The organism is Methylomonas sp. LL1 (assembly GCF_015711015.1).
Classification (GTDB): domain Bacteria; phylum Pseudomonadota; class Gammaproteobacteria; order Methylococcales; family Methylomonadaceae; genus Methylomonas.
Window position 1 is genome coordinate 328,510 of the sequence record NZ_CP064653.1, and the last position, 24,072, is coordinate 352,581.

Sequence of the window (24,072 nt, forward strand, 5' to 3'; positions counted from 1 at the left end):
CTTTCAGAGTAAGTTCGTAACCGACTTATTCCCATCTGTCATGGCTCCTTATCGGCACCGAATCACCTGATTGTTCGTGACGGCAAGATGCCGCGGGCGGATAGAGCCGATGAGGATGTAGCGGGCGTGCTGAATCAAGCCGGATTAATCATCGTCATCCTTCGCCACCGGTTGAGCGGGGATAGGCAGCACAGGAATGGCATAAGCGCCGATAATGCTCTGAATTTCCGGCAGATTTTTATCGATTAGTTCGTTCAATTGTTGTTTACGGGCATTGTCGCCTTGGCGCACGCCCATCGCGATGGAAAAGTCGAACCGTATGCTGGGTGTGGATTGCATCGGGATCGCAATGTAGCTGTTTTTGGGACTTTGCGATTGAACATAACCCGCCATCGGCCCCCATAGAATCACCATGTCGATTTTGCCGCTGCGCAAATCTTTTTCAATTTGCATGGCGATGTTGTGCTCATCGTCGCCGGTCATGCTTTGATAGGGAACACCTTGTTCCAGCAAGCCGTTCTGCTGTAACCACTCCGTGCCGGGGCCACGGTCAAACATCGCGATTTTCAGGGTTTCCAGTTTTTGTAACGGCTGCTTGCTTAATTGCGAGGCCTCGGAAATATCGTCCCAGCCACGACCCTTGGCGATCAATAAAACGTAGGTCGAATGAAAATAGGGCTTGCTGGTATCGGTCAGATCATAGCCGGCGGGTACACCCATCACCACATCGCATTTAAACCCCTGGCCGTTTTCGTTTTCGGCTTTCAGTGTGTTGCGGATAAAGCCGATACGTTCCGGCAGCCAGGTGTATTCCAGTTCCTGACCCAGTTGTTTGGCAAACAACGCGGCAATCTTATTTTCATAGCCGGTTTGTTCCTTGGTCGAGTAGGGCGGGTGCAGTGGATCGGCACAAACCTTGAATTTATCTTGGGCATGGGCCGTTGCGGCTATGCTAATGGTCGTCGTCAGCAGTAATTTGGCAGCAATCGAGATCATTTTCATCGTGTTTCCTTGGAATGTGGTTCATTACACATAAAAAAGCCTTGGCCGATTGCTCGGCCAAGGCTCGTTTGACGTCAATCTAACGGAGTTAGATCTTATTCAGGCAGAGCGAACACGGTCAGTGTACCACCCAATTTGGTGTAAGAGCTCAAGCTTCTGTATGCACCCACCGCGCCCAGACCTTCGGAGCTGGTTGATGATGTGCCGTCGTCGATACCGGCCGCGATGCCGATACCTGCCCAGCCGCCGATACCCGACAGAACGCCAACGTATTGTTTGCCTTCGAATTCCCAGGTATTGACGTTACCGATGATGCCTGATGGGGTTTTGAATTTGTACAATTCTTTACCGGTTTTAGCATCAACCGCTTTCAGGTAGCCTTCCAGGGTGCCGTAGAATACCACGCCGCCGGCGGTTGCAACCGAACCTGACCATACAGAGAATTGCTCTTTGTTAGACCAAACGATTTTGCCGGTTTTGGCGTCATAGGCAGTGAACTGGCCCAGGTTGGTGGTGCCGTCTTTTTTACCGGTCAGCACGTCAGCGCCGGCAGGCATCATAGACAGCGTAGCACCTACATAAGGTTGGCCTGCTGTGTAAGAGACTTCAAACGGTTCATACTCCATGCACAAGTGGTTGCCCGAGATATAGAACAGGCCGGTTTGTGGAGAGTAGGAAACAGGTTGTTGGTTTTTAGAGCCCAACGCCGCGGGGCAAGTACCTACAGTGTTGACGTCTTCACCGTGGTGTTCGGTAGAGAATTCAGGCACCACTTCCGGACGGCCGGTTTTCATGTCGACGTGAGAAGCCCAGTTGACAGATTTGTCGAATTTCTCGGCAACCAACAGTTCGCCGGTTTCACGGTCCAGGGTGTAACCGAAGCCGTTACGGTCGAAATGCACGATGGTTTTGTGCATTTTGCCTTTAACTTCTTGGTCAACCAGAACGGTTTCGTTGATACCGTCGTAGTCCCACTCGTCGTGTGGAGTCATTTGGTAAACCCATTTAACTTCACCGGTGTCGGCGTCACGAGCCCACAATGACATGGACCATTTGTTGTCGCCAGGACGTTGTACAGGGTTCCAGGTAGAAGGGTTACCTGAACCGTAATAGACCAGGTTCAATTTTGGATCGTAAGAATACCAGCCCCAAGTGGTGCCGCCGCCGATTTTCCATTGGTCGCCTTTCCAGGTGCTGATGCCTGAGTCCGCGCCAACCGGAGTGACTTTGCCGTCTTCCCAAGTGGTGGATTTGCCGGGTTTCAACAAGGTGTCTTTATCGGGACCCATGCTGTAGCCTTTCCATGCCAACTGGCCGGTTTTGATGTCGTAGGCAGCCAAGAAGCCGCGAACACCGAATTCACCGCCGGAGATACCGGTAATGACTTTGTCTTTAACAACCAAGGGAGCGTTGGTGTTGGTCATACCCAGTTTCGGGTCGCCGTTTTGCACGCTCCATACGCGTTTCCCGGTTTTGGCATCCAGAGCGGTCAGAACGGTATCGGATTGTTGCAGGAAAATTTTGCCGTCGCCATAAGCCAGACCACGGTTGACGGTATCGCAGCACATCACGGGGATGGTTACGTCGGCGTCCATGGTTGGGGTGAATTCCCAGATGACCGCTTTGGTTTTTTGGTCGATCGCGTAAACAGTGTTAGGGAACGGAGTATGGATGAACAGAACGCCGTTAACAACCAGAGGACCGCCCTCGTGACCACGCAAAACGCCGGTAGAGAAAGACCAGGCAGGTTGCAGGTTTTTAACGTTTTGAGAATTGATTTGCGACAGTTTACTGTAGCGTGTGCCTGCGTAATCACCGCCCCAGGTAGCCCAGTTGGCGGGATTTTGAGTGAGTTTTTCCAGGTCGCTGTTAGCAGTTGATACAGTCGGTGCAGCAAGTAAAGTAGCTACAGTCGAAGCAAGCAGCCAGTTTTTTACAGGCTTCATATGTTTCCTCCCGGTAATCTGCAGAAAGACAGAGTACGTTTTTGTGTTGTTAAGACTAATATTAGTTTTAAAGCTCTGAGTTGGATGACTGCCTCCGTGGCTTTAATCGACGGCTGCCGAGCCCTGTTGGATAGCCAAACCAGATGCGTAAATTGAAGGATTTTTTCCTAAAAGTCAACCTGAAAAAGTCTGGGGCGGGCCTTGTCCACCAATAAGTTTAGCGCTGATAATAGTTTACCAAATCATTGTTTAAATTCCCGGCGACGGAATCGTATCGATACCATCGCTGTATTTTTCATTTAGTCAGCGATCATGACGGCTTTGATCAAAATAGATTGCCGCCCGATAACACGGGTTCCGCCCTTGGCGCGAGAGCGGTTTCGTCTTTTTAGGTGATTTTTGAGAAAGTTTGTACCCATTGCCAATGTGAAATATGTGTCGTTCGCTGAGCGGAGTCGAAGCGAACGGTTGACTTCGACTCCGCTCAGTCAACGGCAAATTGCTTGGATTGGGTACATTTATTGCCATAAATCGCCTTAGCATTGCCCGAATTCAACATCCAGGCCCCCCAGACCGCAATACCCCCTCGGGTTTTTTGCCAAATATTGCTGATGCTCGTCTTCGGCATAATAAAAAACCGATGCCCGGCGAATTTCGGTGGTGATCTTTCCCAGTCCGGCCGCATCCAGTTTGGTTTGATACTGTTGTAGGCTCTGAAGCGCCGCGGCTTGTTGGTCTTCGCTGAAGCTGTCGATACTGGAACGATACTGGCTGCCGACGTCGTTGCCTTGGCGCATGCCTTGGGTGGGATCGTGCGATTCCCAGAATACCCGGAGCAAATCCATGTAGCCGATCTGGGCCGGATCGAACACCACCAGCACCACCTCGTTATGCCCAGTCATGCCGCTGCAAAGTTCCTGATAAGTAGGATTGGGCGTGTAGCCGCCGGCATAACCGACAGCTGTGCTGAAAATGCCCGGCAGTTGCCAGAACTTACGCTCCGCGCCCCAAAAGCAGCCCATGCCGAATTGGGCTTGTTGCAGATGGGATGGAAACGGCGGCACGATAGTGTTGCCGGTTACCAGATGATGCGATGCGGTAATCATGGCCTGTTGCCGTCCCGGCAGCGCTTGTTCGGGGCTAGGTAGCGCGGTTTTTTTGAATAAAAAACTCATAACTTAAATATCCGAAGTCGAATGAAGGCGGTTGGAGGATTATAATCGCCAGTCTGCTTTAAATTTGCCATAAAAATATGAAACAACAAGATTGCCTAAGACGCTTTTTATTTGAAGAACACGGTGTACGCGGCGAATGGGTGCGGCTCGAGAAAAGCTGGCAACAAGCCAAGCAACACCAGATACTGGTCAATCCCGCCGTGGAATCCCAATTGGGTCAGGCGTTGGCCGCGGTCGTGTTGTTGTCGGCCACCATCAAGTTTAAAGGCGCGATGATCATGCAGGTGCAAGGTAGTGGCGAGCTGAAGGCGCTGGTGGCGCAAGCGACCAACGAACGCAGGATTCGCGGACTGGTGCGTAGCGAAGCCATCGTTTCCGGCGGCAACCTGCGGCAGATGATAGGCGAGGGCGGTCGCATGGTCTTGACCGTGGAGTCGGAAACCGCCGAGCCCTATCAGGGCATTGTCGGCGTGATGGAACAGGATTTGGCCGGGGTATTGAAGACCTATTTTTCTCAGTCCGAGCAGTTGGATACCCGTTTATGGCTGTTCGCCAACGAAACCCATGCAGCCGGATTGTTCATTCAGGAACTGCCGGCGGAGAAACAAGATAAAAACGATTGGCAGCGGCTCGAAATGCTGGCCGATACCGTGACGGCGCAAGAAATGTTGACGCTCGACTGCGAAGAACTTTTACATCGCCTGTTTCACCAGGAAAAAGTCAGGTTGTACGAAGCGGAAGAGGTGGAATTCAGCTGCAATTGCTCCAGACAAAAAATCGGCGGCACTTTATCTGCCTTGGGAAAGTCCGAGCTGGAAGGTATCCTGCAAGAGCGCGACCAAATCGAGGTCGATTGCCAGTTCTGCGGAGCCCAGTACCATTTCGACAAGATTGACGTGGAAAACCTGCTGCTCAATCCCGTGATCAATAATAATGACTCGCCGACTCGGCACTGAGGGTGTCATGAACAAATTGCAACGCTATTTACGGCTGTTCCTGATTTTTGGCTTGCTCGCTACCCAGACTGGTTGTCTGGAATGGTTGCACGCCTACCAAACCTATCTGCAAATGGAAGAATTCGACCGCTATTTTAGCGTGACGGCCAAGGAGGATTTTACCGTGCATTTCAAGGCGCCTCGCCTGGAAAGCGCGGATTTCGTGTCGCTGGCCAAATTGCATGCCAGCAGCGAGGAACAAACCGCCGACGGCAAGCGCTGGCGCTATTGGTTTCGCAAGATCGACAAGAACAACCAATTGGTCAATCCGGAAATCAGTTTTTACTGCGATTTGGCCTTTAACCAGCAAGATAAAGTCACCGAATGGTCGTTTTCCAAGTTGTTTTTACAAATTGCACCGCCCGAATTTTTAGAGGCGTCCTTCCGTTCCTTGGGCGGCGCCGAAATCAACGAAGACAAAAAGCAATTGCGAGCCAAGGCCGAGTTGATCGATAAAATTGCCGCCGATCTGCCTAAAAAAGCTGCCGTGATTAAGGAGTTGGGCGAACCGCTGGAAATTGAGGACCAGGAAAAACTGGAGATTTATAAATACCAGTTCCGCTTGGATGCCCGCGATATCGAAGAAGGTTACGAGGATAGGGCGCTGAGCGAAGTCAAACTTTCCTTCGATAAAACCACGCAGGAGCTGGTCAAAATGGCCGGACGCTTTGCCGGCTTGAAGATCTCCATCAATTACCGTGATTTTCAGGAGGAAGACGAAAAAAAGCTGGCGGGGTTGTAAACCGGCTGCGAGAGTTAAATCTTTGGCTGTCGGATAAATGAGTTGTAGGGTCGAATTCAGTCGACCACTGGATTTTAGTTGAGTCAATTGAATCGACCCTACCTCATCTAGTCAAAAATCAGCCAGGCCAATGTGCCATCTATTCCTTTATTCCCCATGCTCCGAAATAGAAGCTTTCTTCCAGTGGTTTACGGTTGCGTTCACTCAGCTCGATTTGTTTGAAGTCCTCGCTTAACAACTCCGCTTCCGCCTGATAACCGATGGCAATCACCGACATCGGGGTACAGGCCTCGGGTAGTTTGAATAACTCTCGGCAGCGTTCGGCATCGAATCCGCCCATCTGGTGGCTGGCCAAGCCCAGCGCGGTGGCTTGCAAGCATATGCTGACGCTGGCGGCTCCGGTATCGAATGCGGACCAACGGTTGGGTTTATCGTTGTGACCGAAGTTTTGCATCGCTAGCGACAGGATTAAAACCGGCGCATTTTTGGCCCAGAGCTGATTTTTTTCCGCGAGACAGCCCAATAGTTTTTCCCAGGCCGCGGCATCGTTACTCTTGTTGCAAACGATAAAACGCCAGGGTTGGTCGTTAAAACAGGATGGCGCCCAGCGCGCCGCTTCCAGTAAAGCAGTTAAGATTGCTTGGTCGACCGCCTTGTCGGCATCGAATGATCTGGGGCTCCAGCGGTTTCGGATAATGTCGTGGAGCGGGGTGCTGCTGTTTGCCGGTTTATTGTGCATGGTCATGTCCTGGTTTGGTTAACGTAGGGATCATTTCGATTGGCTTGGCCGGCTGGAATCTTAGCGCGGTAAAAAATCGTTTGCTACAAAAATGCCCCAACTGTGGCGATTCCATTAAACGAAGGCATTTCCAGGCCATAGATGCCCGGTGGCGGATGCATCGGTTTCGCTTGCCCAAGAACGGTCCGGATTTGATGATGACCCAGTTTGGGGTACAGTGTTAAAGTAACTTCACTTACATTAACCATCATTATCATCATGAAACACATACATCTGTTATTTGTCGCTCTCGTCGCTATCGGTTTTGTCGGACGCGTTGCCATGGCGCAATACCGGCCCGAAATGTTAGCCGTCAAATGGGTAAAACTATCGCCGCATATTCTGGCCGGACTGTTGCTTTTGACCGGGATTGGCCTGGTCTTTCAGGGTGACTGGCTGAGTGGAAGTTATGCCTGGATCGTTGCCAAAATTATTCTGATGGTGGTTTTCATCGGCTTAGGCTTGTTAACGATGCGCGAACAGGGACAAAACCGCTGGCTTGCTTTTGCCGGTGCGCTGCTGACTTTGTTTTTTATCGTCAAAATCGCCGTTACCAAGCAGGTTTTGTTTTTTCTTTGATCGGATCTCGGATTAGCCTAAGGGAGTTTTGGGGAAATCACCCTTAGTCGGTTTATGTTCGCTAGCGGTGAAATATTATGAATCGGACTATCCTCAATATCGTTATCGATCTGGTGGCGGCGCTGCTGTTCGTGGGCATGATTGCCACCGGTTATTTGCTGCGTTTTCCGTTGCCGCCGGGTAGTAATAAAACCCATGTCCTGTGGGGGTTGACCCGGCATCAATGGGGTGACGTGCATTTCTGGATCAGTCTGGGACTGCTGGTGACCATGCTGATCCATTTGGCGCTGCATTGGAATTGGATCGTGACGGTGATCGGCAAGCGCTGTCATCTGTTGAAAACCTCGCAGCCGTCGTTAGTCCGTAGCGCAATTTGGACCGTGGTTGTTTTTACCGCCATCTGTGTTGGATTTGGCTGGATGGCGCGGCGGGATGTGGAAGAAATGGCGCCAAGCCTCCAGGGGACGGGAGCAATGCATCAGCGGAAGCATAGCCGATTACCAGAGCCGGCCACCGCGCCGCCGGTCAAAGCCGATTCCGAGCATCTGGTCTGGAAAGACATCTACCCGATCCTGGAAAAGCATTGTCTCGGTTGTCACGGTCCGCAAAGGCAGTTGGCGGGTTTTCGTGTCGATGTGTTCCAAGCTTTTTTCGGGCCGGACGCCAAACCGCCCTTAATTGTAGCGAGGCAGAGCGGGTTTAGCCCCTTGATCGAAATCGTTTCAGGCCAACGCCCGACCATGGGCATGGCCGAAAGCCATAAACTAGCGGAAACGGACGTTGCCCGTATTAGGGCGTGGATCGATCAAGGCGCCGAATGACGGGCGCTCTGCGCGCCGTTCGAAACGGTGCCCGTAGAGAAGATTGTCAGGCGGCGCGCTAGAGCAGGGTTTTAGGAAAACCTTAACCGGTATTTCGCATGCCGGCGGCAATCGCGTTGATGGTGCGTAGCAGCGGCTTAGTCCAAATGCTTTGCCCATTATCGTTTTCGTTATCTTGATTAAGCGACCGCAATAAACTGGCTTGAATGTAATTCAGTGGTCCCAGATAATCATTACGACGGCGCAATGAGGCCGCCAGTTCCGGATTTTCCGCCAGCAGGCGGTCACTTTCCGCGATCTCCAAAATCCAGTCCACGCAACGGCGATGTTCGCCGGCAATCAATCCGTGTATGCGTTTGCCCATTTCCGGATCGCTGCACAACGCACTGTATTCCTCGGCAATCGTTATGTCGGATTTACTCAGGGCCATTTGCGCATTACTCAATAGGTTGCGGAAAAACGGCCAGTCCCGATACAGTTCGCGTAACGCGGCCAGCCGCTCCGGCTTGCCGGCGCACCAGCTTTCCAGGCTGGTGCCTATGCCGTACCAGGCCGGAAAGGTTTGCCGCGATTGGGCCCAGGCGAACACCCAGGCGATGGCTCGCACCGAATATTTGGACCTATCCTGCTTCTTACGGTGCGACGGACGCGAGCCGATATTCAACTGGCCGATTTCCGACACCGGCGTGGCTTCGTAGAAATAGTCCAGAAAACCCGGCGTGTGTTCGGTCAGTTGCCGATAGCTGCGCTCGCCCAGTTGCGCCAGCTCGCTCATCAGCGCCAGATTGTCGGTTTTGTCCGGCCGCACCGGTTGCACCAAACTCAGGCTGGCTTTCATTAGGCCGGTGATGCCCATGGTCAGCTCGTAAATCGCGGTTTCCATGTTGTTGTAGCGATAAAACAAGACTTCGCCTTGCTCGGTGAATTTGATTTGTCCGCGCACGCTGGCCGGAGGTTGTGCCAGAATCGCCTCGTGAGTGGGGCCGCCGCCGCGGCCAATGGTGCCGCCACGGCCATGGAACAGGCGGCAAGGCACGCCTTCGCTATCGGAAATCGCCATCACTTGCTGCTGAGCACGGTATAACCCCCAGGCCGAGGCCAGGATACCGCCGTCCTTGCAGGAATCGGAATAACCCAGCATCACTTCCTGTCGCAGGCCCGACGCATCCAGCAAGGCGCGGTAGACAGGTTGCGCCAGCAGGCCGCGCAGTACGCTGTCGATATGGTTGAGGTCGTCGATGGTTTCAAACAGCGGGCTGACGCCGATATGGCAATACCATTGGCCGCTGATACGCCCGGCCAAGCCGTTTTGAGCCGCCAATAACAACACTTCCATGATGTGGCTGGCCGAATGGGTCATCGAAATCACATAACGGCTGAAGCAGTCGTTACCGATTTCGCGCCGCATCTGTGCCATGACCTGGAACACTTCCAATGTTTCCGCGGTGGGGGCCGATAAGCAACTGGCGTCATAACCCAAGCCGCCAGGTATGGCGATAGCTTCGCTTAAGACTTCAATGCGCTGATTTTCATCCAGGTGCAAATAATCGATATTCAGCGCGGCGGATAATATTTCCGCCACGGCCTGGCTATGGCGGCTCGATTCCTGGCGGACATCCAATTGCATCAGATGAAAACCAAAAATGTCCACCAGGCGGATCAAGTCCTGCAAATCCCGATCGGCGATGGCCAGGTCGCCATGGCTGATCAGGGATTCCCGGATCAGCAACAAATCGGCGTGAAAACTTTGAATATTGTTGTATGCCTGGGCATCGGTTTGCGAGCTGTCGCCGGCAATCCGTTGTTCAATCAACTCCAGGCGGCGATGCATCCGAAATTTCATCAGCGACAATTTATGCCGGTAAGGCTCTTGTAGGCAGCCTCGTTCCACGGCAATCGCGCTTTCGCCCAGTAGTTCACGGTCGTGCTCCAGGCTTAGTAAAAAAGTCTCCGTGGGTTGGCACAAGCCGTGAGAATAGGCCAGTTGTTCGCGCAGAATGTCAATGCGGCGCAGATATTCCTGGGTAATCGTGCGCGCTTGCAGACGCAAGGCCAGGGCCGTGGTGTGCGGCTTCACATTGGGATTGCCGTCGCGATCGCCGCCTATCCAGGAACCGAAATTCAAAAAGCCCGGTACGCGGACTTGTTCCGCTGCCTGGTTGCCGTAGACATCAACCAAGGCGCGCTGGAAATTGCGGTACACCTGGGCGGTAGCCTCGAACAGCGACAGTGGAAAATAAAACAGGCCGGAGTCGATTTCATCGATCACCCCCATGCTGCGCGAGCGCACTTCGTCGGTTTTCCATAGCAATTGAATCTGGCTATGGAGTCTATCCAAGGCTTCCTGGCGGAAATAGCCCTTGACGTCGGCATGTTGCAGTTTTTCGTGGCTCAGAAACACGCTGCGTAGGGCGCCGCGTACCGTGCGGCGTTTGGCTTCGGTGGGGTGGGCGGTCATCACCGGCAGATAGTTCAAATCATCCAGCAGTGATTGCAACTGGCTGGCGGTGACCCCGGAATTTTTAAAAGCTAGCAGGGTGTCATGAAAAGAGCCGCGCCAGTAATGTTTGTTTTTTTCGATCTGGCGGCGGCGTTGCTGCAATCCGGTGGATTCCTCGGCGATGTTCAGCAAGCTGAAATATAAACTGAAGGCCCGGATCACTTCATTCAAGGTGTCGGCCGGCAAGTCTTGCAAGGTTTTCAATAATTGCTGGCGCCGGCTCGGATTGCCGTCGCGTTGCAAGGCGGCAAACTGATTTTGTAATTGTTCGACAATATCGGCCACGCGCGGACTTGCCTGGCTTTTGAGGACTTTACTCAGCATGACTTTTAGCAAGCGGATGCTGGCGCGCAAGGATTTATCATCATATTCGGTGATGCTGGGCATGGGGGTTCCAAGTGGTTCAACGGTAGGTGGATAAATTACTTCGATCTTTTGGAATAGTAAATTAGAATAATTCAATATCTTTTATTGGTTTTTTCGATGTATTTGTGGTCATGGAACGCGTCAATTATCAGCATTTGTATTATTTCTGGATGGTAGCCAAACATGGCAGCATCAGCGCGGCTTGCGAGATGCTGCATTTGGCGCAGCCGACTATCAGCGGACAATTGACCGTGTTCGAACAGGCCGTCGGCGCCAAATTATGGCGCAAGGAGGGGCGCCGACTAGTCCTGACGGAGACCGGGCGGGCCGTGTTTCACTATGCCGACGAAATTTTCGCCTTGGGCAGGGAAATGACTCATATGCTGAAAGGACGCGGTACCGGGCGGGGCCCGCGCTTGAACATCGGTGTCAGCGATGCGATGCCGAAATTGATTGCTTACCGTTTGATAGCACCGTTGTTGCGGTTGTCGGAACCCTCGCAAATTAATTGCACGGAAGATAAAACCGAGCGCTTGCTGAATGAAATCAGTTTGCACAGTATCGACATGGTGCTGTCGGATGTACCAGCCACGCCCGCCAGTGGTGCCAGAGTGTTCAATCATTTCCTGGGCGAATCGGCGGTGGCGGTTTTTGCCGCGCCGGCGCTGGCCGAACGTTATCGGCGCAATTACCCGCGCTGTCTGAATGGGGCGCCGTTTCTGCTGCCGACCACCAATACCGCGCTGCGGCGCTCGCTGGATCAATGGTTCGACAGCCAAGAATTGAGTCCGGTGATACAGGCCGAAGTGGAGGACAGCGCATTGTTAAAAACCTTCGGTGCCGCCGGCGCCGGATTGTTTTTTTCGCCACGGGCGGTTGCGAGTGAAATTCAGCGTCAGTACGGCACCGAAATGCTGGGGCTGGCGGATGGGGTGGTGGAGCGCTTTTACGCGATCACCGCCCAGCGCCGGTTAAAGCATCCGTTGGTGGCGGCAATCCTGCAGCATGCGCAACAGGGGTTGTTTGATTTGCTGGATAGGCCGGGACAGGCAGATTCTTGACTGGGCGAAGCAGTTTACTAAGGGGCTGGGTCTTATTGTTTGCCCTAAGCACTTAGCAGCCTGCGACTCAGCAAAGCCTGCATATCTCTTCTATAGTCCGCAATGAGGACAATGTAAATCTTTTGACCCATTACCCGATAAATGATCCGGTATGGTTTGAAAAATGCCTGTCGGTAATCCTGAATACCTAATCCCATTAATTCTTTTGGATAGATTCCCCGATCAGGGAAATGGATCAAACCCTCAACAATTTCCATCAAAGCGTCCAATACATAGTTGGCATTGGCTTCGGAGTCGAACTCGGCAATGTAGTCGTAGATGGTTTCCAAGTCTTGTTCGGCGCCCTTGGTGAGCAAGACTTCGTATTGTTGGCCCGACATTACTTGCCAGATGATTTTGCGCGCAGCCGAGCAAGCACGTCGCCAACAGGGGTGACCTTGCCATGTTCAATATCCTGAGTACCAAGTGCCAGGAGTTTCAAGAGCGCCAACGTCTCTTGGGTTTCCTCATAGGATGCAACATCCTGAATCACTGCTTTGGCCTCGCCATTTTGGGTGATAACCATAGGCTCGCGCCGTTCTGTCAGTTGCAATAACACTTCGGCGGCGTTAGCTTTCAAATAGCTTATGGGTTTTACTTGTGTTGAATAACGCATACAAATCTCGGTAAACCAAGGTATGGACTTAATATAGTCTTTTAATGGTCGTCAAACAAGTTCAAGAAGGTCGCGATTTCCACACCCCCAATTGCAAGCCTGGTCCTGTTCCGCTGGTTTTTTGTGGATGCTTGAATTACCTTACATATGGTAAGCTAATGCCGACTTAGCGTAGTAAGAACGCATACTAACCCTCCGTTATGTACTCTTCATCGATAAGTCGGCAAACCACACGGAAAATCAATCATATAACTCGCCTGGAGACAATGATGAGGCAAATACTGAAACGGAAATATCAGGTCGGAAGCCTAGCGCTTACTCTTATGCTGGGAAGCTCCGCGGCTCTGGCCAGCGGCAGCGTACAAATTATAGGTTATCTCGGCAACTCCGATGTCTACAACCGTACAGGCTCGGAGATGGAAGGCTTTGCGGTCGACCTGAGCGGCATGAGCACCAGCGATCTGATGTCGACTTACTGCGGCTCGGCCTTCGGCTGCGGTAGCGGCTACAACACCTCCGGCGGACTCAGTGTCGTTCATGACGGCAACAAGCCCGGCTCGTACTCTTCCTCTGTTGGAATCGACGGCATTACTCATTTCGGCGTGCATTTGATGAAGGCGCCGGGCAGCATCAGTTACAACTGGTTGGACAGAAATTCGTCCGACGGCCAACTTTATTACGCCGGCACCAATACCCTGGCGGCAGCCCAATCAGCTCCGGTCACGCCGCCCGCACCGCCCGCACCGGTGGAGCAACCGGCAATCGTTACGCCAGACTGGACACTGGAAGGCAGCCAATTGGTCGCGACCGTCACCAACAACGGTAGTCGTCCTATTTGGGTGCAAGGGGTCAGCGCCGAAGATACTACCGCAGTATCACTGGACGATTTGATGGCGACCAACCCATTGTTCGAAAACTTAACGATGGCCGAGGCGCAACTGCTCGAACCCGGCGATACCTTGCGCGAAATTGGCGACATCATGGCCTCGACCATAGGAGGCAGAGCTATGTTTTGGGTCTATTCCTTTACCGGTGCCGAGATCGTCTCGGATACTCAAAACGGCGTCGATATTTACAATGCCGATTGTGGAGCGGATGGCTGTGATTTCGCCACGATGCACGGCGACCTGCAAAGCCGGATGATGACGTCGGCTTCCATCGGCGTGGCTCCTGTGCCGGTGCCGGCGGCGATGCCGTTATTCTTGTCGGCATTGGGCGCGATGACGTTCTTCGGTCGCAAACGCACCGTTAATCGTAATATTCGCTAAGAAAATTTCTCCGGCTATAGGGTTGGCATCGATCAAGGATGATTCGACCTTATCGCCGGCCCTAATAAGATCAAGCCCGAAGATGGGCGCCGCGCGAAGCTAGACGCATTAATCGCGACCGATGCGGTTAGTGCTTCATCGCATATGCTCCATGGTTTGCGGAGCATTGCGTTCAAACACATGAAGGCTCTTGGATATTGTCCGCCGCAAGCCGTTGTGTTCCGAAAAGTGTCAGCAATGGCCCGGTCAGCATCGTTGTCAACAACGCCATGAGCACCAACATCGTAAACAGACGCGGCGAGAGGATGCCCAGGTCATAACCGATATTCAACGCGATGAGCTCCATCAGTCCGCGCGTATTCATCAATGCGCCAAGCTGCAAGGATACGCGCCAACTCATGCCGGTCAATCGCGCCGCAATCGCGCTGCCGCCCAGTTTTCCGAGCGTGGCGACTAGGATGATCAACAGACATAACAGCCAGCCCTGCAAATCGTCGAGTAAGCCGATTTGCGTGCGCAAGCCGGTGAAGGCGAAGAACAAGGGCAACAGCAGCACAGAACTGAAGTCTTCCACCCGCATGCTGATTTTGTGCCGAAAATCATGGCTTTCCGGCATGATTGCCCCAGCCAAAAACGCGCCGAACAGGGCGTGAATACCAATCACCTCCGTACTCAAGGCCGAGGCAACCACTATACAGACGATAGTCGCCAGCGTTCCCTTGGATGGCTCCTCGCGCGCCAGCCGTTCATCGCCTAGCCAGCGCGGCAACAGACACCGCACGCCGGCAACCATGAGGGCAACAAACGCCAGAACCAGTAGGAGGTTCAGTGCGGAACCGCTTAGGCTGGTCGCCTTGGCAATCGCCACCACAACAGCCAGTATGCTCCAGGCCGTCACATCATCCACCGCCGCGCAGGTGATGGCCGTGCTACCCAGCAAAGTTTTAGACAAGCCGCGCTCTCGCAAAATACGGGCGAGAACCGGAAAAGCCGTAATGCTCATGGAAATACCCATGAACAAGGCAAAAGCGGTGAAGGTGGCGCCGGGCACCGCCAGTTCGCTATATAGGAAGTATGCCAACAGCACGCCAAGCAGATAAGGGATCACGATGCTGGCATGGCTGACGACTAGCGCTGCGTGGGCCTTGCCGCGCAGATGCTTGATGTTTACATCCATGCCCACGGCGAACATGAAAAAACAGACACCGATCTGGCTTAATAGCCCGAGCGTAGCTAGCGAATCCTTGGCAAACACGAATGTGAACGCCTCGGGGGCTAGCCATCCAAACAAGGACGGTCCCAGCAAGATGCCGGCCGCCATTTCTCCGACGACCGCTGGCTGACCAAGGCGTGTAAACAACTTTCCCATTATGCGAGATGCCGCGATGATGACCAGCAATTGGACAAACAAATGGCTCAATGGGTGATCAAGGTTTGCCATCAGTCCTTCCAGCATGCTGGAAAGCCCTGAATTATGAGCCATTGCCGTGACGGCTTTTCCCGGCGGGTCCCCTGTCGTGCTTCGAGGCATGGGCAGTGTAGAGCCCAACTGCAACACGCCGACGATAGCGGCTCCTACCACCGCCAACATCAGAATATAAAGTAGAGACAGTCGCTTCATCGGTTTACGGACCTTAGGTGATTTTTGAGAAAGTTTGTACCCATTGCCAATGTTAAATATGTGTCGTTCGCTGAGCGGATTTGTGCTGAGCAAAGCCGAAGTGGCCGAAGCGAACAGTTGACTTCGACTCCGCTCAGTCAACGGCAAATTGCTTGGATTGGGTACATTCATTGCAATACACCAGTATCGTCATGACCACCAGGCCGGGTATCCAATCCCAGTACTATCCTTGCAGCCTAGCAGCCGGTCTGACTTCGGTTCATGTCGTACGATTCGCGTAGCGTAATCGGATGGCCCGTGGGATAAAAACCGCATTCGTGCGATTAAGCTGAATCTAAGCGGAGCCAAGGCAAGGCGCGACTAACAGCGGTTTATCATCCCCTACTGCAACTTAATTAATAAACTGACCATTAGCCAAGCAATCCCGCCCGCGGCCGGAATCGTCAAAATCCATGCCCAAACAATTTTTTCAATGACGGAAAGTCTAAGTGTATAGGGGTTTTTGGCAAAGCCTACGCCCATAATTGCGGTTGAAATGCTATGCGTGGTGGAAACCGGCATACCGAAATGGGCGGCCGCCAACAAAATGGTTGCCGAACTGGTTTCCGCGGCGAAACCGTTGATCGGATGCAGTTTGACCATTTTATGGCCCAAAGTCTTAATAATGCGCCAGCCGCCTACTGCCGTACCAAGCGCCATCACCAAAGCGCAAGCAAAGACGACCCAAGTGTCGATATCCTTCTCGCCCCCATCCGGGCGCAAGAATTCAGCCCAGTGCGGTAACTGATCGAGTGTGCCGCCGCTGTTTGCGGTAAAAATTGCTAGGGCGATGATACCCATGGTTTTTTGCGCATCATTGCTGCCATGAGCAAAGCCCATGTAACCGGCCGACAATAGTTGTGCCTTGCCGAATACTGCATTAATCCATTTCGGACGCGATATTCTCGCCAGTACGCCACCGGCCGAATTCATGCCGCTAATGATGGCCATCAAGCCGCCCATAATGGCGATACCCAAGACAAAACCGGCGACCGGCGAACTGACCATCGGAATCACAACTTTCCAAAGCAAACCTTTATTCTCGGTCCAGACGGCCGCGGTTTTTGACCATATCAAAACATCGGGATTATTGTGTCCCGCGGCCAGTGCCGCCCCGCACAAGCCGCCGATCAAGGCGTGACTGGAAGAAGAAGGTAGCCCCAAGGCCCAGGTAATCAGATTCCAGATAATGGCGCCGGTCAGTGCGCAGATCAGAACTTCGGATGTGATATTCACCATGCCGGTATCGACTAATCCGGACGAAATGGTTTTAGCTACCGCGGTACCGGATAACGCGCCGACTAGATTAGTCGCCGCGGCCAGAATGACAGCTTGGGTTGGGGTCAAAACCTTGGTGGCAACCACCGTGGCGATAGAGTTGGCTGTATCGTGGAATCCGTTGACAAACTCAAATATCAGCGCGACCAGAATGACCAGCAAAAGCAATGTCAGCATGAAAATCCTTTTATGAATTTTTTAAAACGATGTGGTACACGACATTGCCGGCATCGCGGCAGCGGTCTATCGCCTTTTCGAGGATTTCAAACAAATTCATTTTGATCAAATAACGGATAGGATCAACTTCGTTGGTATAAATGTCCCGGTATAAATCCAGGATTTGATTATCGGCATCGGCTTCAATGGCTTGCAGCTGATCGTTTAATCTTTTGACCTCGTCCAAATCCATGCCTTTACGCAACTGCCTGACCATTTGTTCCAAGACTTTGCAGGCTTGTTCCAACATCCGCGCACGGCTGATGAAATCCACATCGCCGACACGCTCCAAGGCTAGCGTATAACGTTCGGCAAACTTTTCCACGACCTTGGGGATTTTGTAAAGAGCGCTGTTAAGAGCTTCAATGTCCTCGCGATCCAACACGGTAACAAAAGTATTGACCAGTTCCTCGCTGATTTGGGCAAATAAGTTCTTTTCACGGCGGCGGGCTTGTTTAAACTTTTCCAATGATTGCTGGGTTGCCGGGGAACTTAGCAGCTCGATCAAGGCGCTGGCCGACGAACACGCGGATTCCGCGCTGGCTTCCAATAAGCCATAAAATTTATCACCTTTGCCGAAGATGGTTTGCAATGAGAACATCGTGTTTCCTTAATTTATTAAGCCCGGTGGCTGTGTTGAACTCAGTGATGCGCATTGATCTCGCGCCTCCCGATTGCGTCATTTTACAAACTTGATGGAAAATTTTCCTTAAATCCACTTTGCCTCGCGGCAAAACGCGTGTTGGCTGGATAAAATTCGACGGCCCAATAAGCCATAAAACTCCTGATTAGCCGGTTGCTGTAGCTGATTCAACGGTCCGCCGCGTAAGTCGCCATTGGGGCGAGGCTGCATTCATTTCTGTTGGTTCTATTGATTCCAAGCCGTTAGAATGCCGAACTAGCCTGTATTTCCACTGCGCTAATCCCAACTCCAAACCGGAAACAGCACATGAAAATTATCTCCTGGAATGTCAACGGCATACGGGCCGTTCAGACCAAAGGTTTTCGCGACACTCTGACTCAACTGGACGCCGATTGTATTTTGTTGCAAGAAACCAAGGCCCAAGATGATCAAGTCGATAAAGCCCTGGAAAATCTCGACCATTATCATATTTACAGCAACTCGGCCGAACGCAAGGGGTATTCGGGCGTGGCGCTGCTAACCCGGCAACAGCCACTGCGGGTTATCCATGACATGGGCATAGATGAACACGACCGGGAAGGCCGGGTGATCGTGGCCGAATTCGACAAGTTTTTTTTGTTGAATGTCTATGTGCCCAATTCGGGCGATCAATTGGTACGCCTGGATTATCGGCAAACTTGGGATCTCGAACTGCTGGCCTACATGCAAAGCTTACAGGCGCAAAAGCCGTTGATCGCTTGCGGTGATTTCAACGTGGCTCATCAGGCCATCGACATCGCCAGACCCAAGGCCAATTACAATAAATCCGCCGGTTATACCCAAACTGAAATCGACGGCTTTAGCCGCTTTGTCGAGGCCGGCCTGATTGACAGCTTTCGGCATTTCCATCCGGAAACCGTGGCTTACAGTTGGTGGAGTTACCGCGCCAATGCCCGCGAAAAAAACATCGGTTGGCGGATCGATTATGTATTGACCAGCCGGTCTTTGCTCGGGCAAGTCAAAGATAGCTTTATTCTGCCGGACATTCTAGGATCCGATCATTGCCCGGTTGGCCTTGGCATTGAGATATAAGCCGACTATAAAATTAGCTTATGTTCGCGTGATTAAGTATTTTTTGATAAAGCTTGTAACTATTGCCGATGCCAAAATTATCGTTCGCTGAGTGGACTTGTGCTGAGCGAAGCTTTCGCAAGCGAAGCGAATAGTTGACTTCGACTCCGCTCAGTCAACGACAGTTTCTTGGGATAGGTACATTTATTGCCATCAATTATCTAGGGCTTCTGCCGAAATGGGTCAATGGCTTATCCGAATCTTCCACGGTAAGTTTTATGTTAATTTGCATTTATCCGGCAACCACATTAGTGTCGCCAACCGAGACCTTTATCGATAGGACCGCGCTTTATCATGAGTGAGAACGACATCTCTCCAGTCAAAAACTATTTGCTGAATTTACAAGATCGGATTTGTGACACTTTAGAAACCGAAGAACCTTCGGCGCGCTTCGTCGAAGATGCTTGGGACCGCGATGAAGGCGGCGGCGGACGTTCTCGGGTATTGGTGAATGGAGAGGTGTTCGAGCAAGGCGGGGTTAATTTTTCGCACGTGTTCGGCAGCCACTTACCGCCATCGGCAACCGCCAAGCGCCCCGAACTGGCTAACCGCCAATTCGAAGCCATGGGCGTATCCTTGGTGATTCATCCCCGCAACCCTTATGTGCCGACCTCGCATGCCAATGTCCGATTTTTTATCGCCAAAAAAGCAGGTGAACCGTCGATCTGGTGGTTTGGCGGCGGTTTCGATTTAACGCCGTTTTATCCTTTCCGGGAAGATGTCGTGCATTGGCATCAAACCGCGCGACTAGCCTGCCAGCCTTTTGGCGACGACGTCTATGCCCGCTATAAAAAATGGTGTGACGAATATTTCTTTCTGAAACACCGCAACGAAACTCGAGGCGCCGGCGGCTTGTTTTTCGACGATTTGAACCAGCCGGATTTTGCCCAAGCCTTCGCCTTTATGCAAAGCGTCGGCGACCACTATATTCCGGCTTATTTACCCATCGTCCAGAAACGCAAAAATACGGCTTACGGGGAACGGGAACGCAACTTCCAGTTGTATCGGCGCGGCCGTTATGTGGAATTTAATCTGGTATACGATCGCGGCACCCTGTTCGGCTTGCAGTCGGGCGGTAGAACCGAATCCATTTTAATGTCCATGCCCCCAATCGCGCATTGGCAATACAATTGGCAACCGGAGGCGGACAGCCCGGAAACCGAGCTATACCAAACCTATTTGAAACCGCAAAATTGGCTGGGAATTTAGGGTAGGTCGGTTAGATAAGCTTGCACGCCGCATCTCAACTTGGGGGCGGGCAAGTTTCTGATTTCCATTTCCCTACAAAAATGAATACGCAGCTTGTTTTTGTTGCAGCCTCAAGGTGCGCAGCTGATGACCAATTTGTCGTTAAATTGGCTGATTTCCTGATCGTTTATCACATAAACAGCGGTATAGCGGCGTAATACCTGTCGCTACGGAAACCCTGTTGAAACAGGCTGAAATGGTTGCGAGTGAGTTGGTTGCCTAATCCCAAAATGACAGATAACTAAGCTATGGAAATTGAAAAAGGTAAACTGCTTCGCTGGATAGATGAGAAAGGCTTTGGTTTCATAAAACCGGATAATGGCGGCGCTGATATTTTTATCCACATATCGGCATTGAAAAGTATGAGTCGTGCACCTGTAGTAGGTGACATTATTTATTACCAAACGAGTCTTGATGATAACGGTAAGCTACGAGCAGTCAACGCAAAAATAGACGGTGTGTCTCAGGTTTTGACTGTCAGCCCGATAGACAGAAAACCCAAAATACAAAAAGCAACCCCCTCAATTCAAAGGCATCATAAAGGCCAAAACACCTATAGGCCGCCGTATAAGAAAAGCGGGTTTAAGTTTGTTCCGGTTCTGCTAGTGGTCGCCGCTGTTTCAATTTACGGCAAGTTTGCGAATCAAAATGTATCTGGCAGTCAACAAGGATTGCCGATTGCTGAACCTTCAGAATCTACTCAACAGTTTCAATGTCAGGGCAAGGTACATTGCTCTGAAATGGCTTCGTATGAGGAAGCCGCCTATTACCTGCAAAATTGCCCTGGTACAAAGATGGATGGCGACAATGATGGCATTCCATGCGAACAACAGTTTTAACTCTTAGACAGCCATTCATTCCGCATGGCATCCAGACGCTGCATCATCTCGTCCAAAGCTTTAACTGATTCCTTATGTAGCGGATGAGCGCGATTGTGGACCGGGTGCTTGCTGTCGTTCATCAGTTCGTCAATGAAACGTTCGGTGTCCATGATTTCTTGTGGAAGTGGGTCGGGTCTTTCGGCCATCTGAATAACTAGTTGGTTTAGAAAATTACAGACATAAAAAAGCCCACATGAAGTGGGCCTCGTCCGGTGTTATTTTTATGTTTTGTGGACGCCTACCGTCAGTGACGGCAGGTTAATAGCTTGCGCTCTTATTATTATTGTACCGTATCACGGTCGCTTCCCTCCCCCTCAAAAGATACGAAGCTTTCAGCTCGTATTGACCTAAGTCAAGGTGGGCGCATTCTAATGAATTAAAAATGCTTTGTCCAGAATAAATGCGACAGTTTGTCGCAGCAATTTTCCGTAGCTGTTCAGGACGACGACTCTAGCGCGGAACGGAAAATTTTCTAGGATCAGTTTAATGTTGCTCAGGGCTATACCAGGCCTCGGAAACCATATTGACCAATTCTTGTATAACGACTTTTAATAGCTGGAAGGCTGAAATCATTATCAGTGCGGCGATAGTGAGCCCCGCCATTGCGACAAGTGCTATTTTCATGCTGTCTCCTTTTAATATTTGAAGAATGTGCTGGCGGCGTGGAAATGCCGGTAAGCACATGATTTTCCTCTATTAAATGCGGATTTCAAGTGGTTTTTAAACCACAGCTGTCGCGTGTTTTTTCAATATTGAGCATGATCAGAGACTTATAATTTGACGTTAATGTGGTTTGCTAAAATACTTTTTTTACCGACGCTATTTCTTTGTCAGATAAGTGTGATTGTTGGTCGGCCGTAGGAGGAATGGAAAGTTACTGGACAAAATACTGCCTATCGATTGATCAACAATACCGCGACGATCATCGCCAAGATAAGGGAAACACCTTTCCAGAAAGCCACCGGATTACGCTCCAACAAGGCTTGACCGGTTTTGTGTAAGAAAGCGGGATTGGGGTGGCGCAAATCGAAGATAAACTCTGACAGATCTTCATAGCGCTTGTCGGGATTCGGATCAGCCGCCTTTCTGATGGTATCGTCGATCCAGCCGGGAATCTCCTGATTGCGATAAAGCGTGGCGTCGAATTTTAATTTGTTTAGCTCGGCCCTGGATTTGCATTTGGCCACTTCGGCGCCGTAAGGCAGCTTGCCGGTCAACATCTGGTAGCTAATCACTGCCAGCGAAAATAGTTCCGAACGCACCGTGCCTTGTTGTCCCAGAAAGTATTCCGGGGCGGTATATTGAGCGGTGCCGAGCAGATTCTCGTGCTTGATGGGCGAGCCGATTTCCATGATACCGGCCACTCTGGTCGAGCCAAAATCGATGATCTTCACCGTGCCGGTACTATCGATCATGATGTTGTCGGGCCGCAAATCCTGATGCAGCATTTCCAGGCGGTGGAACGCCCGCAGCCCCTTGGCGATTTGTTCGACGATGTCGCGCACGGTTTCCAGGTCCGGTTGCGGATGGTCTATCATCCACTGCTTCAAGGTCCGGCCCTCGATAAATTCCGTGGCGACGTAAAGAAAGTGGCGTTTGCGGGTCTGCGCGCACGGTTTAAGTACATGAGCATTATTGATGCGCCGCGCAATCCAGTCCTCCATCAGGAAGCGCTCCAGATAAGCCGGGTCGCCGCGCAAGTCAATCGACGGGGTTTTGATCACCACCTGTGCCTGGGTCTCGTTGTCTACCGCCAAATAAATGTGGCTACGGCTGCTGGCGTGTAACTCCCTGACGATGGTGTAACCGTCGAACGCCATCCTGGCCTCCAAAACCGGCGGGAACGGCAGTTCGGTTAAGGACTGATAATGCTCATTGGCATTGGGTGTCGGCAAGTTTTCGATTCTGGCGATCTGAATCGTCAGATTGTCGCGACTACCTTGCTGGTAAGCCTGATCGACGATCGCTTTGGCCGCGCTATCCAGATCGTCGCCCGCCTGATGAATGGCCTGGGCGATGAAACACGAACTGGCATATTCATAAACGCCATCGGTGGCCAACACGAAAATATCGCCCTTGCTGACGGTCAGCACTTGATAATCGATTTCAAGATGGGAGTCCATCCCCAGGGCGCGGCTCAGATAGCTTTTATCCTGCGAAACCCACAGACGATGATCTTGGGTTAGCTGTTCCAGATCGTCGCTCTGCACTCGGTAAATCCGGGTGTCGCCGACGTGAAAAATATGCGCGGTCGTGGATTTGATCACCATCGCGCTCAAGGTACAAACATAGCCGCGATCCATGTCGTAACAATAACGGCTGTGCCGGGTTTGCGCGTGCAACCAGGAGTTGTTGGCCGCCAACACCCGTTGCACCGATTTCTTGACCGACCAGGCTTCCGAGGTACAAAAATAATCCTCTAAAAAACCGGCCACGGCGGCCTGGCTGGCGATGTGACTGACATCGCTGCTGCTGATACCGTCGGCCACGGCCAGCGCAATACCTTTTGAACTCAACTGCGGTTCTTTCGGAATATAAACGCCGTGAAAATCCTGATTGATGCCCTTACGGCCTTTATCGGAATATTGGCCGACGGCAATTTTTAATTGGCGGGACATTATTCGGCAAAATCCGCCTTAATAACTTTTATAGGGCAAGAACTTCCCGCTCATCACGATCTTGACCCGGTCGCCTTTCGGATCGGCTTCTCGCTGCAAATCCATGCTGAAATCAATAGCACTCATAATGCCGTCGCCGAACTCTTCGTGAATTAGCGCTTTAAAGGTGGTGCCGTAGACATTGACCAACTCGTGGAAACGGTAAATCAACGGATCGGTTGGTACGGCACTGGGCAGTGACCCTTTATACGGAACCACTTGCAGTTGTTCGATTGCCTCGGCGGGCAATTCCAGCAATGCTCCAACTTTGGCGGCCTGCTCGGCGTTCAGGGTCATCTGCCCCAGCAAAGCGGCCGTGGTCCACTCCTTACTTTGCCCTATCGCCTCGGCCAGTTGCGGCCAGCTCAGTTGCTTGCGCAGTTTTTGCGTGACAATCAATTCGGTAACTTCGTTGCGTGTCATGGCTCACTCCTTTATCAAGAATAACGATGATAGTGAAGTCTCAGTCTACAGAGAGCCGAGGCTTCTAA

23 protein-coding genes are annotated in these 24,072 nt (G+C 51.8%); 9 read left to right on the plus strand and 14 right to left on the minus strand.

Annotated elements, in window-relative coordinates; translation table 11 throughout:
- Nucleotides 1-144: 144 nt before the first annotated feature.
- The 3 genes from IVG45_RS01995 to msrA form a co-directional block, all read right to left on the minus strand.
- The gene (locus IVG45_RS01995) at nucleotides 145-1,002 is read right to left on the minus strand and encodes a quinoprotein dehydrogenase-associated putative ABC transporter substrate-binding protein (protein ID WP_196436228.1); all 858 of its coding nucleotides are present in this window, start codon (nucleotides 1,000-1,002) and stop codon (nucleotides 145-147) included.
- Nucleotides 1,003-1,097: 95 nt separating this feature from the next.
- The gene (locus IVG45_RS02000; RefSeq protein ID WP_196436229.1) at nucleotides 1,098-2,948 is read right to left on the minus strand and encodes a methanol/ethanol family PQQ-dependent dehydrogenase; all 1,851 of its coding nucleotides are present in this window, start codon (nucleotides 2,946-2,948) and stop codon (nucleotides 1,098-1,100) included.
- 536 nt (nucleotides 2,949-3,484) lie between these two features.
- Nucleotides 3,485-4,123 carry a peptide-methionine (S)-S-oxide reductase MsrA gene (gene msrA / locus IVG45_RS02005; RefSeq protein WP_196436230.1) on the minus strand — a complete coding sequence of 213 codons (639 nt, stop codon included), beginning with the start codon at nucleotides 4,121-4,123 and terminating at the stop codon, nucleotides 3,485-3,487.
- 77 nt (nucleotides 4,124-4,200) lie between these two features.
- On the opposite strand from msrA, the gene hslO reads away from it, so the two are divergent.
- Together hslO and IVG45_RS02015 are read left to right on the plus strand one after the other, a co-directional pair.
- Nucleotides 4,201-5,079 carry an Hsp33 family molecular chaperone HslO gene (gene hslO, locus IVG45_RS02010; RefSeq protein ID WP_196436231.1) on the plus strand — a complete coding sequence of 293 codons (879 nt, stop codon included), beginning with the start codon at nucleotides 4,201-4,203 and terminating at the stop codon, nucleotides 5,077-5,079.
- A gap of 7 nt (nucleotides 5,080-5,086) precedes the next feature.
- Nucleotides 5,087-5,860, plus strand: coding sequence for a hypothetical protein (locus tag IVG45_RS02015; protein WP_196436232.1), 774 nt, complete (start codon nucleotides 5,087-5,089; stop codon nucleotides 5,858-5,860).
- 139 nt (nucleotides 5,861-5,999) lie between these two features.
- Here IVG45_RS02015 and IVG45_RS02020 read toward each other — a convergent pair whose 3' ends face one another.
- Nucleotides 6,000-6,599, minus strand: coding sequence for a nitroreductase family protein (locus IVG45_RS02020; protein WP_196436233.1), 600 nt, complete (start codon nucleotides 6,597-6,599; stop codon nucleotides 6,000-6,002).
- A gap of 258 nt (nucleotides 6,600-6,857) precedes the next feature.
- On the opposite strand from IVG45_RS02020, the gene IVG45_RS02025 reads away from it, so the two are divergent.
- Together IVG45_RS02025 and IVG45_RS02030 are read left to right on the plus strand one after the other, a co-directional pair.
- Entirely contained in the window at nucleotides 6,858-7,217 is a 360-nt protein-coding gene (locus IVG45_RS02025; RefSeq protein WP_330165376.1) for a SirB2 family protein, read from the plus strand.
- A gap of 77 nt (nucleotides 7,218-7,294) precedes the next feature.
- Nucleotides 7,295-8,038, plus strand: coding sequence for a DUF4405 domain-containing protein (locus IVG45_RS02030; protein ID WP_196436234.1), 744 nt, complete (start codon nucleotides 7,295-7,297; stop codon nucleotides 8,036-8,038).
- Nucleotides 8,039-8,120: 82 nt separating this feature from the next.
- Here the strand turns inward: IVG45_RS02030 and ppc are convergent, their stop codons facing one another.
- Nucleotides 8,121-10,925 carry a phosphoenolpyruvate carboxylase gene (gene ppc, locus IVG45_RS02035; protein ID WP_196436235.1) on the minus strand — a complete coding sequence of 935 codons (2,805 nt, stop codon included), beginning with the start codon at nucleotides 10,923-10,925 and terminating at the stop codon, nucleotides 8,121-8,123.
- 110 nt (nucleotides 10,926-11,035) lie between these two features.
- Between ppc and nhaR the strand changes: the two genes are divergently transcribed.
- The gene (gene nhaR, locus IVG45_RS02040) at nucleotides 11,036-11,965 is read left to right on the plus strand and encodes a transcriptional activator NhaR (RefSeq protein WP_196436236.1); all 930 of its coding nucleotides are present in this window, start codon (nucleotides 11,036-11,038) and stop codon (nucleotides 11,963-11,965) included.
- Nucleotides 11,966-12,009: 44 nt separating this feature from the next.
- Here nhaR and IVG45_RS02045 read toward each other — a convergent pair whose 3' ends face one another.
- Both IVG45_RS02045 and IVG45_RS02050 read right to left on the minus strand, forming a co-directional pair.
- Complete coding sequence (locus tag IVG45_RS02045) at nucleotides 12,010-12,345, minus strand: type II toxin-antitoxin system RelE/ParE family toxin (protein WP_196436237.1); 336 nt, start codon at nucleotides 12,343-12,345, stop codon at nucleotides 12,010-12,012.
- Entirely contained in the window at nucleotides 12,345-12,620 is a 276-nt protein-coding gene (locus tag IVG45_RS02050; RefSeq protein ID WP_196436238.1) for a type II toxin-antitoxin system Phd/YefM family antitoxin, read from the minus strand. The genes IVG45_RS02045 and IVG45_RS02050 overlap by 1 nt, the downstream gene beginning before the upstream one ends.
- A gap of 323 nt (nucleotides 12,621-12,943) precedes the next feature.
- On the opposite strand from IVG45_RS02050, the gene IVG45_RS02055 reads away from it, so the two are divergent.
- Nucleotides 12,944-13,888, plus strand: coding sequence for a hypothetical protein (locus tag IVG45_RS02055; RefSeq protein WP_196436239.1), 945 nt, complete (start codon nucleotides 12,944-12,946; stop codon nucleotides 13,886-13,888).
- Between the two features lie 172 nt (nucleotides 13,889-14,060).
- On the opposite strand, the gene IVG45_RS02060 is transcribed toward IVG45_RS02055, so the two are convergent.
- The 3 genes from IVG45_RS02060 to IVG45_RS02070 all read right to left on the minus strand — a co-directional run bounded on the left by IVG45_RS02060 (nucleotide 14,061) and on the right by IVG45_RS02070 (nucleotide 17,643).
- Nucleotides 14,061-15,509 carry a cation:proton antiporter gene (locus tag IVG45_RS02060; protein WP_196436240.1) on the minus strand — a complete coding sequence of 483 codons (1,449 nt, stop codon included), beginning with the start codon at nucleotides 15,507-15,509 and terminating at the stop codon, nucleotides 14,061-14,063.
- Between the two features lie 381 nt (nucleotides 15,510-15,890).
- Nucleotides 15,891-17,003: an inorganic phosphate transporter gene (locus IVG45_RS02065; protein WP_196436241.1), complete on the minus strand. Its 1,113-nt coding sequence runs from the start codon at nucleotides 17,001-17,003 to the stop codon at nucleotides 15,891-15,893.
- A 10-nt stretch (nucleotides 17,004-17,013) separates the two neighbouring features.
- The gene (locus tag IVG45_RS02070) at nucleotides 17,014-17,643 is read right to left on the minus strand and encodes a DUF47 domain-containing protein (RefSeq protein WP_196436242.1); all 630 of its coding nucleotides are present in this window, start codon (nucleotides 17,641-17,643) and stop codon (nucleotides 17,014-17,016) included.
- Between the two features lie 348 nt (nucleotides 17,644-17,991).
- Here IVG45_RS02070 and IVG45_RS02075 point away from each other — a divergent pair, with 348 nt between their 5' ends.
- The 3 genes from IVG45_RS02075 (at nucleotide 17,992) to IVG45_RS02085 (ending at nucleotide 20,882) form a co-directional block, all read left to right on the plus strand.
- Nucleotides 17,992-18,756 carry an exodeoxyribonuclease III gene (locus IVG45_RS02075; RefSeq protein WP_196436243.1) on the plus strand — a complete coding sequence of 255 codons (765 nt, stop codon included), beginning with the start codon at nucleotides 17,992-17,994 and terminating at the stop codon, nucleotides 18,754-18,756.
- 333 nt (nucleotides 18,757-19,089) lie between these two features.
- Entirely contained in the window at nucleotides 19,090-20,004 is a 915-nt protein-coding gene (gene hemF / locus IVG45_RS02080; RefSeq protein ID WP_196436244.1) for an oxygen-dependent coproporphyrinogen oxidase, read from the plus strand.
- Nucleotides 20,005-20,291: 287 nt separating this feature from the next.
- The gene (locus IVG45_RS02085) at nucleotides 20,292-20,882 is read left to right on the plus strand and encodes an excalibur calcium-binding domain-containing protein (protein WP_196436245.1); all 591 of its coding nucleotides are present in this window, start codon (nucleotides 20,292-20,294) and stop codon (nucleotides 20,880-20,882) included.
- On the opposite strand, the gene IVG45_RS02090 is transcribed toward IVG45_RS02085, so the two are convergent.
- The 4 genes from IVG45_RS02090 to cynS form a co-directional block, all read right to left on the minus strand.
- Nucleotides 20,879-21,034, minus strand: coding sequence for a hypothetical protein (locus tag IVG45_RS02090; protein WP_196436246.1), 156 nt, complete (start codon nucleotides 21,032-21,034; stop codon nucleotides 20,879-20,881). The genes IVG45_RS02085 and IVG45_RS02090 overlap by 4 nt on opposite strands.
- A 373-nt stretch (nucleotides 21,035-21,407) precedes the next feature.
- Complete coding sequence (locus IVG45_RS02095; protein ID WP_196436247.1) at nucleotides 21,408-21,548, minus strand: hypothetical protein; 141 nt, start codon at nucleotides 21,546-21,548, stop codon at nucleotides 21,408-21,410.
- A gap of 269 nt (nucleotides 21,549-21,817) precedes the next feature.
- Nucleotides 21,818-23,542 carry a bifunctional protein-serine/threonine kinase/phosphatase gene (locus tag IVG45_RS02100; protein ID WP_196436248.1) on the minus strand — a complete coding sequence of 575 codons (1,725 nt, stop codon included), beginning with the start codon at nucleotides 23,540-23,542 and terminating at the stop codon, nucleotides 21,818-21,820.
- A gap of 18 nt (nucleotides 23,543-23,560) precedes the next feature.
- Entirely contained in the window at nucleotides 23,561-24,004 is a 444-nt protein-coding gene (gene cynS, locus IVG45_RS02105) for a cyanase (protein WP_196436249.1), read from the minus strand.
- Nucleotides 24,005-24,072: the final 68 nt, after the last annotated feature.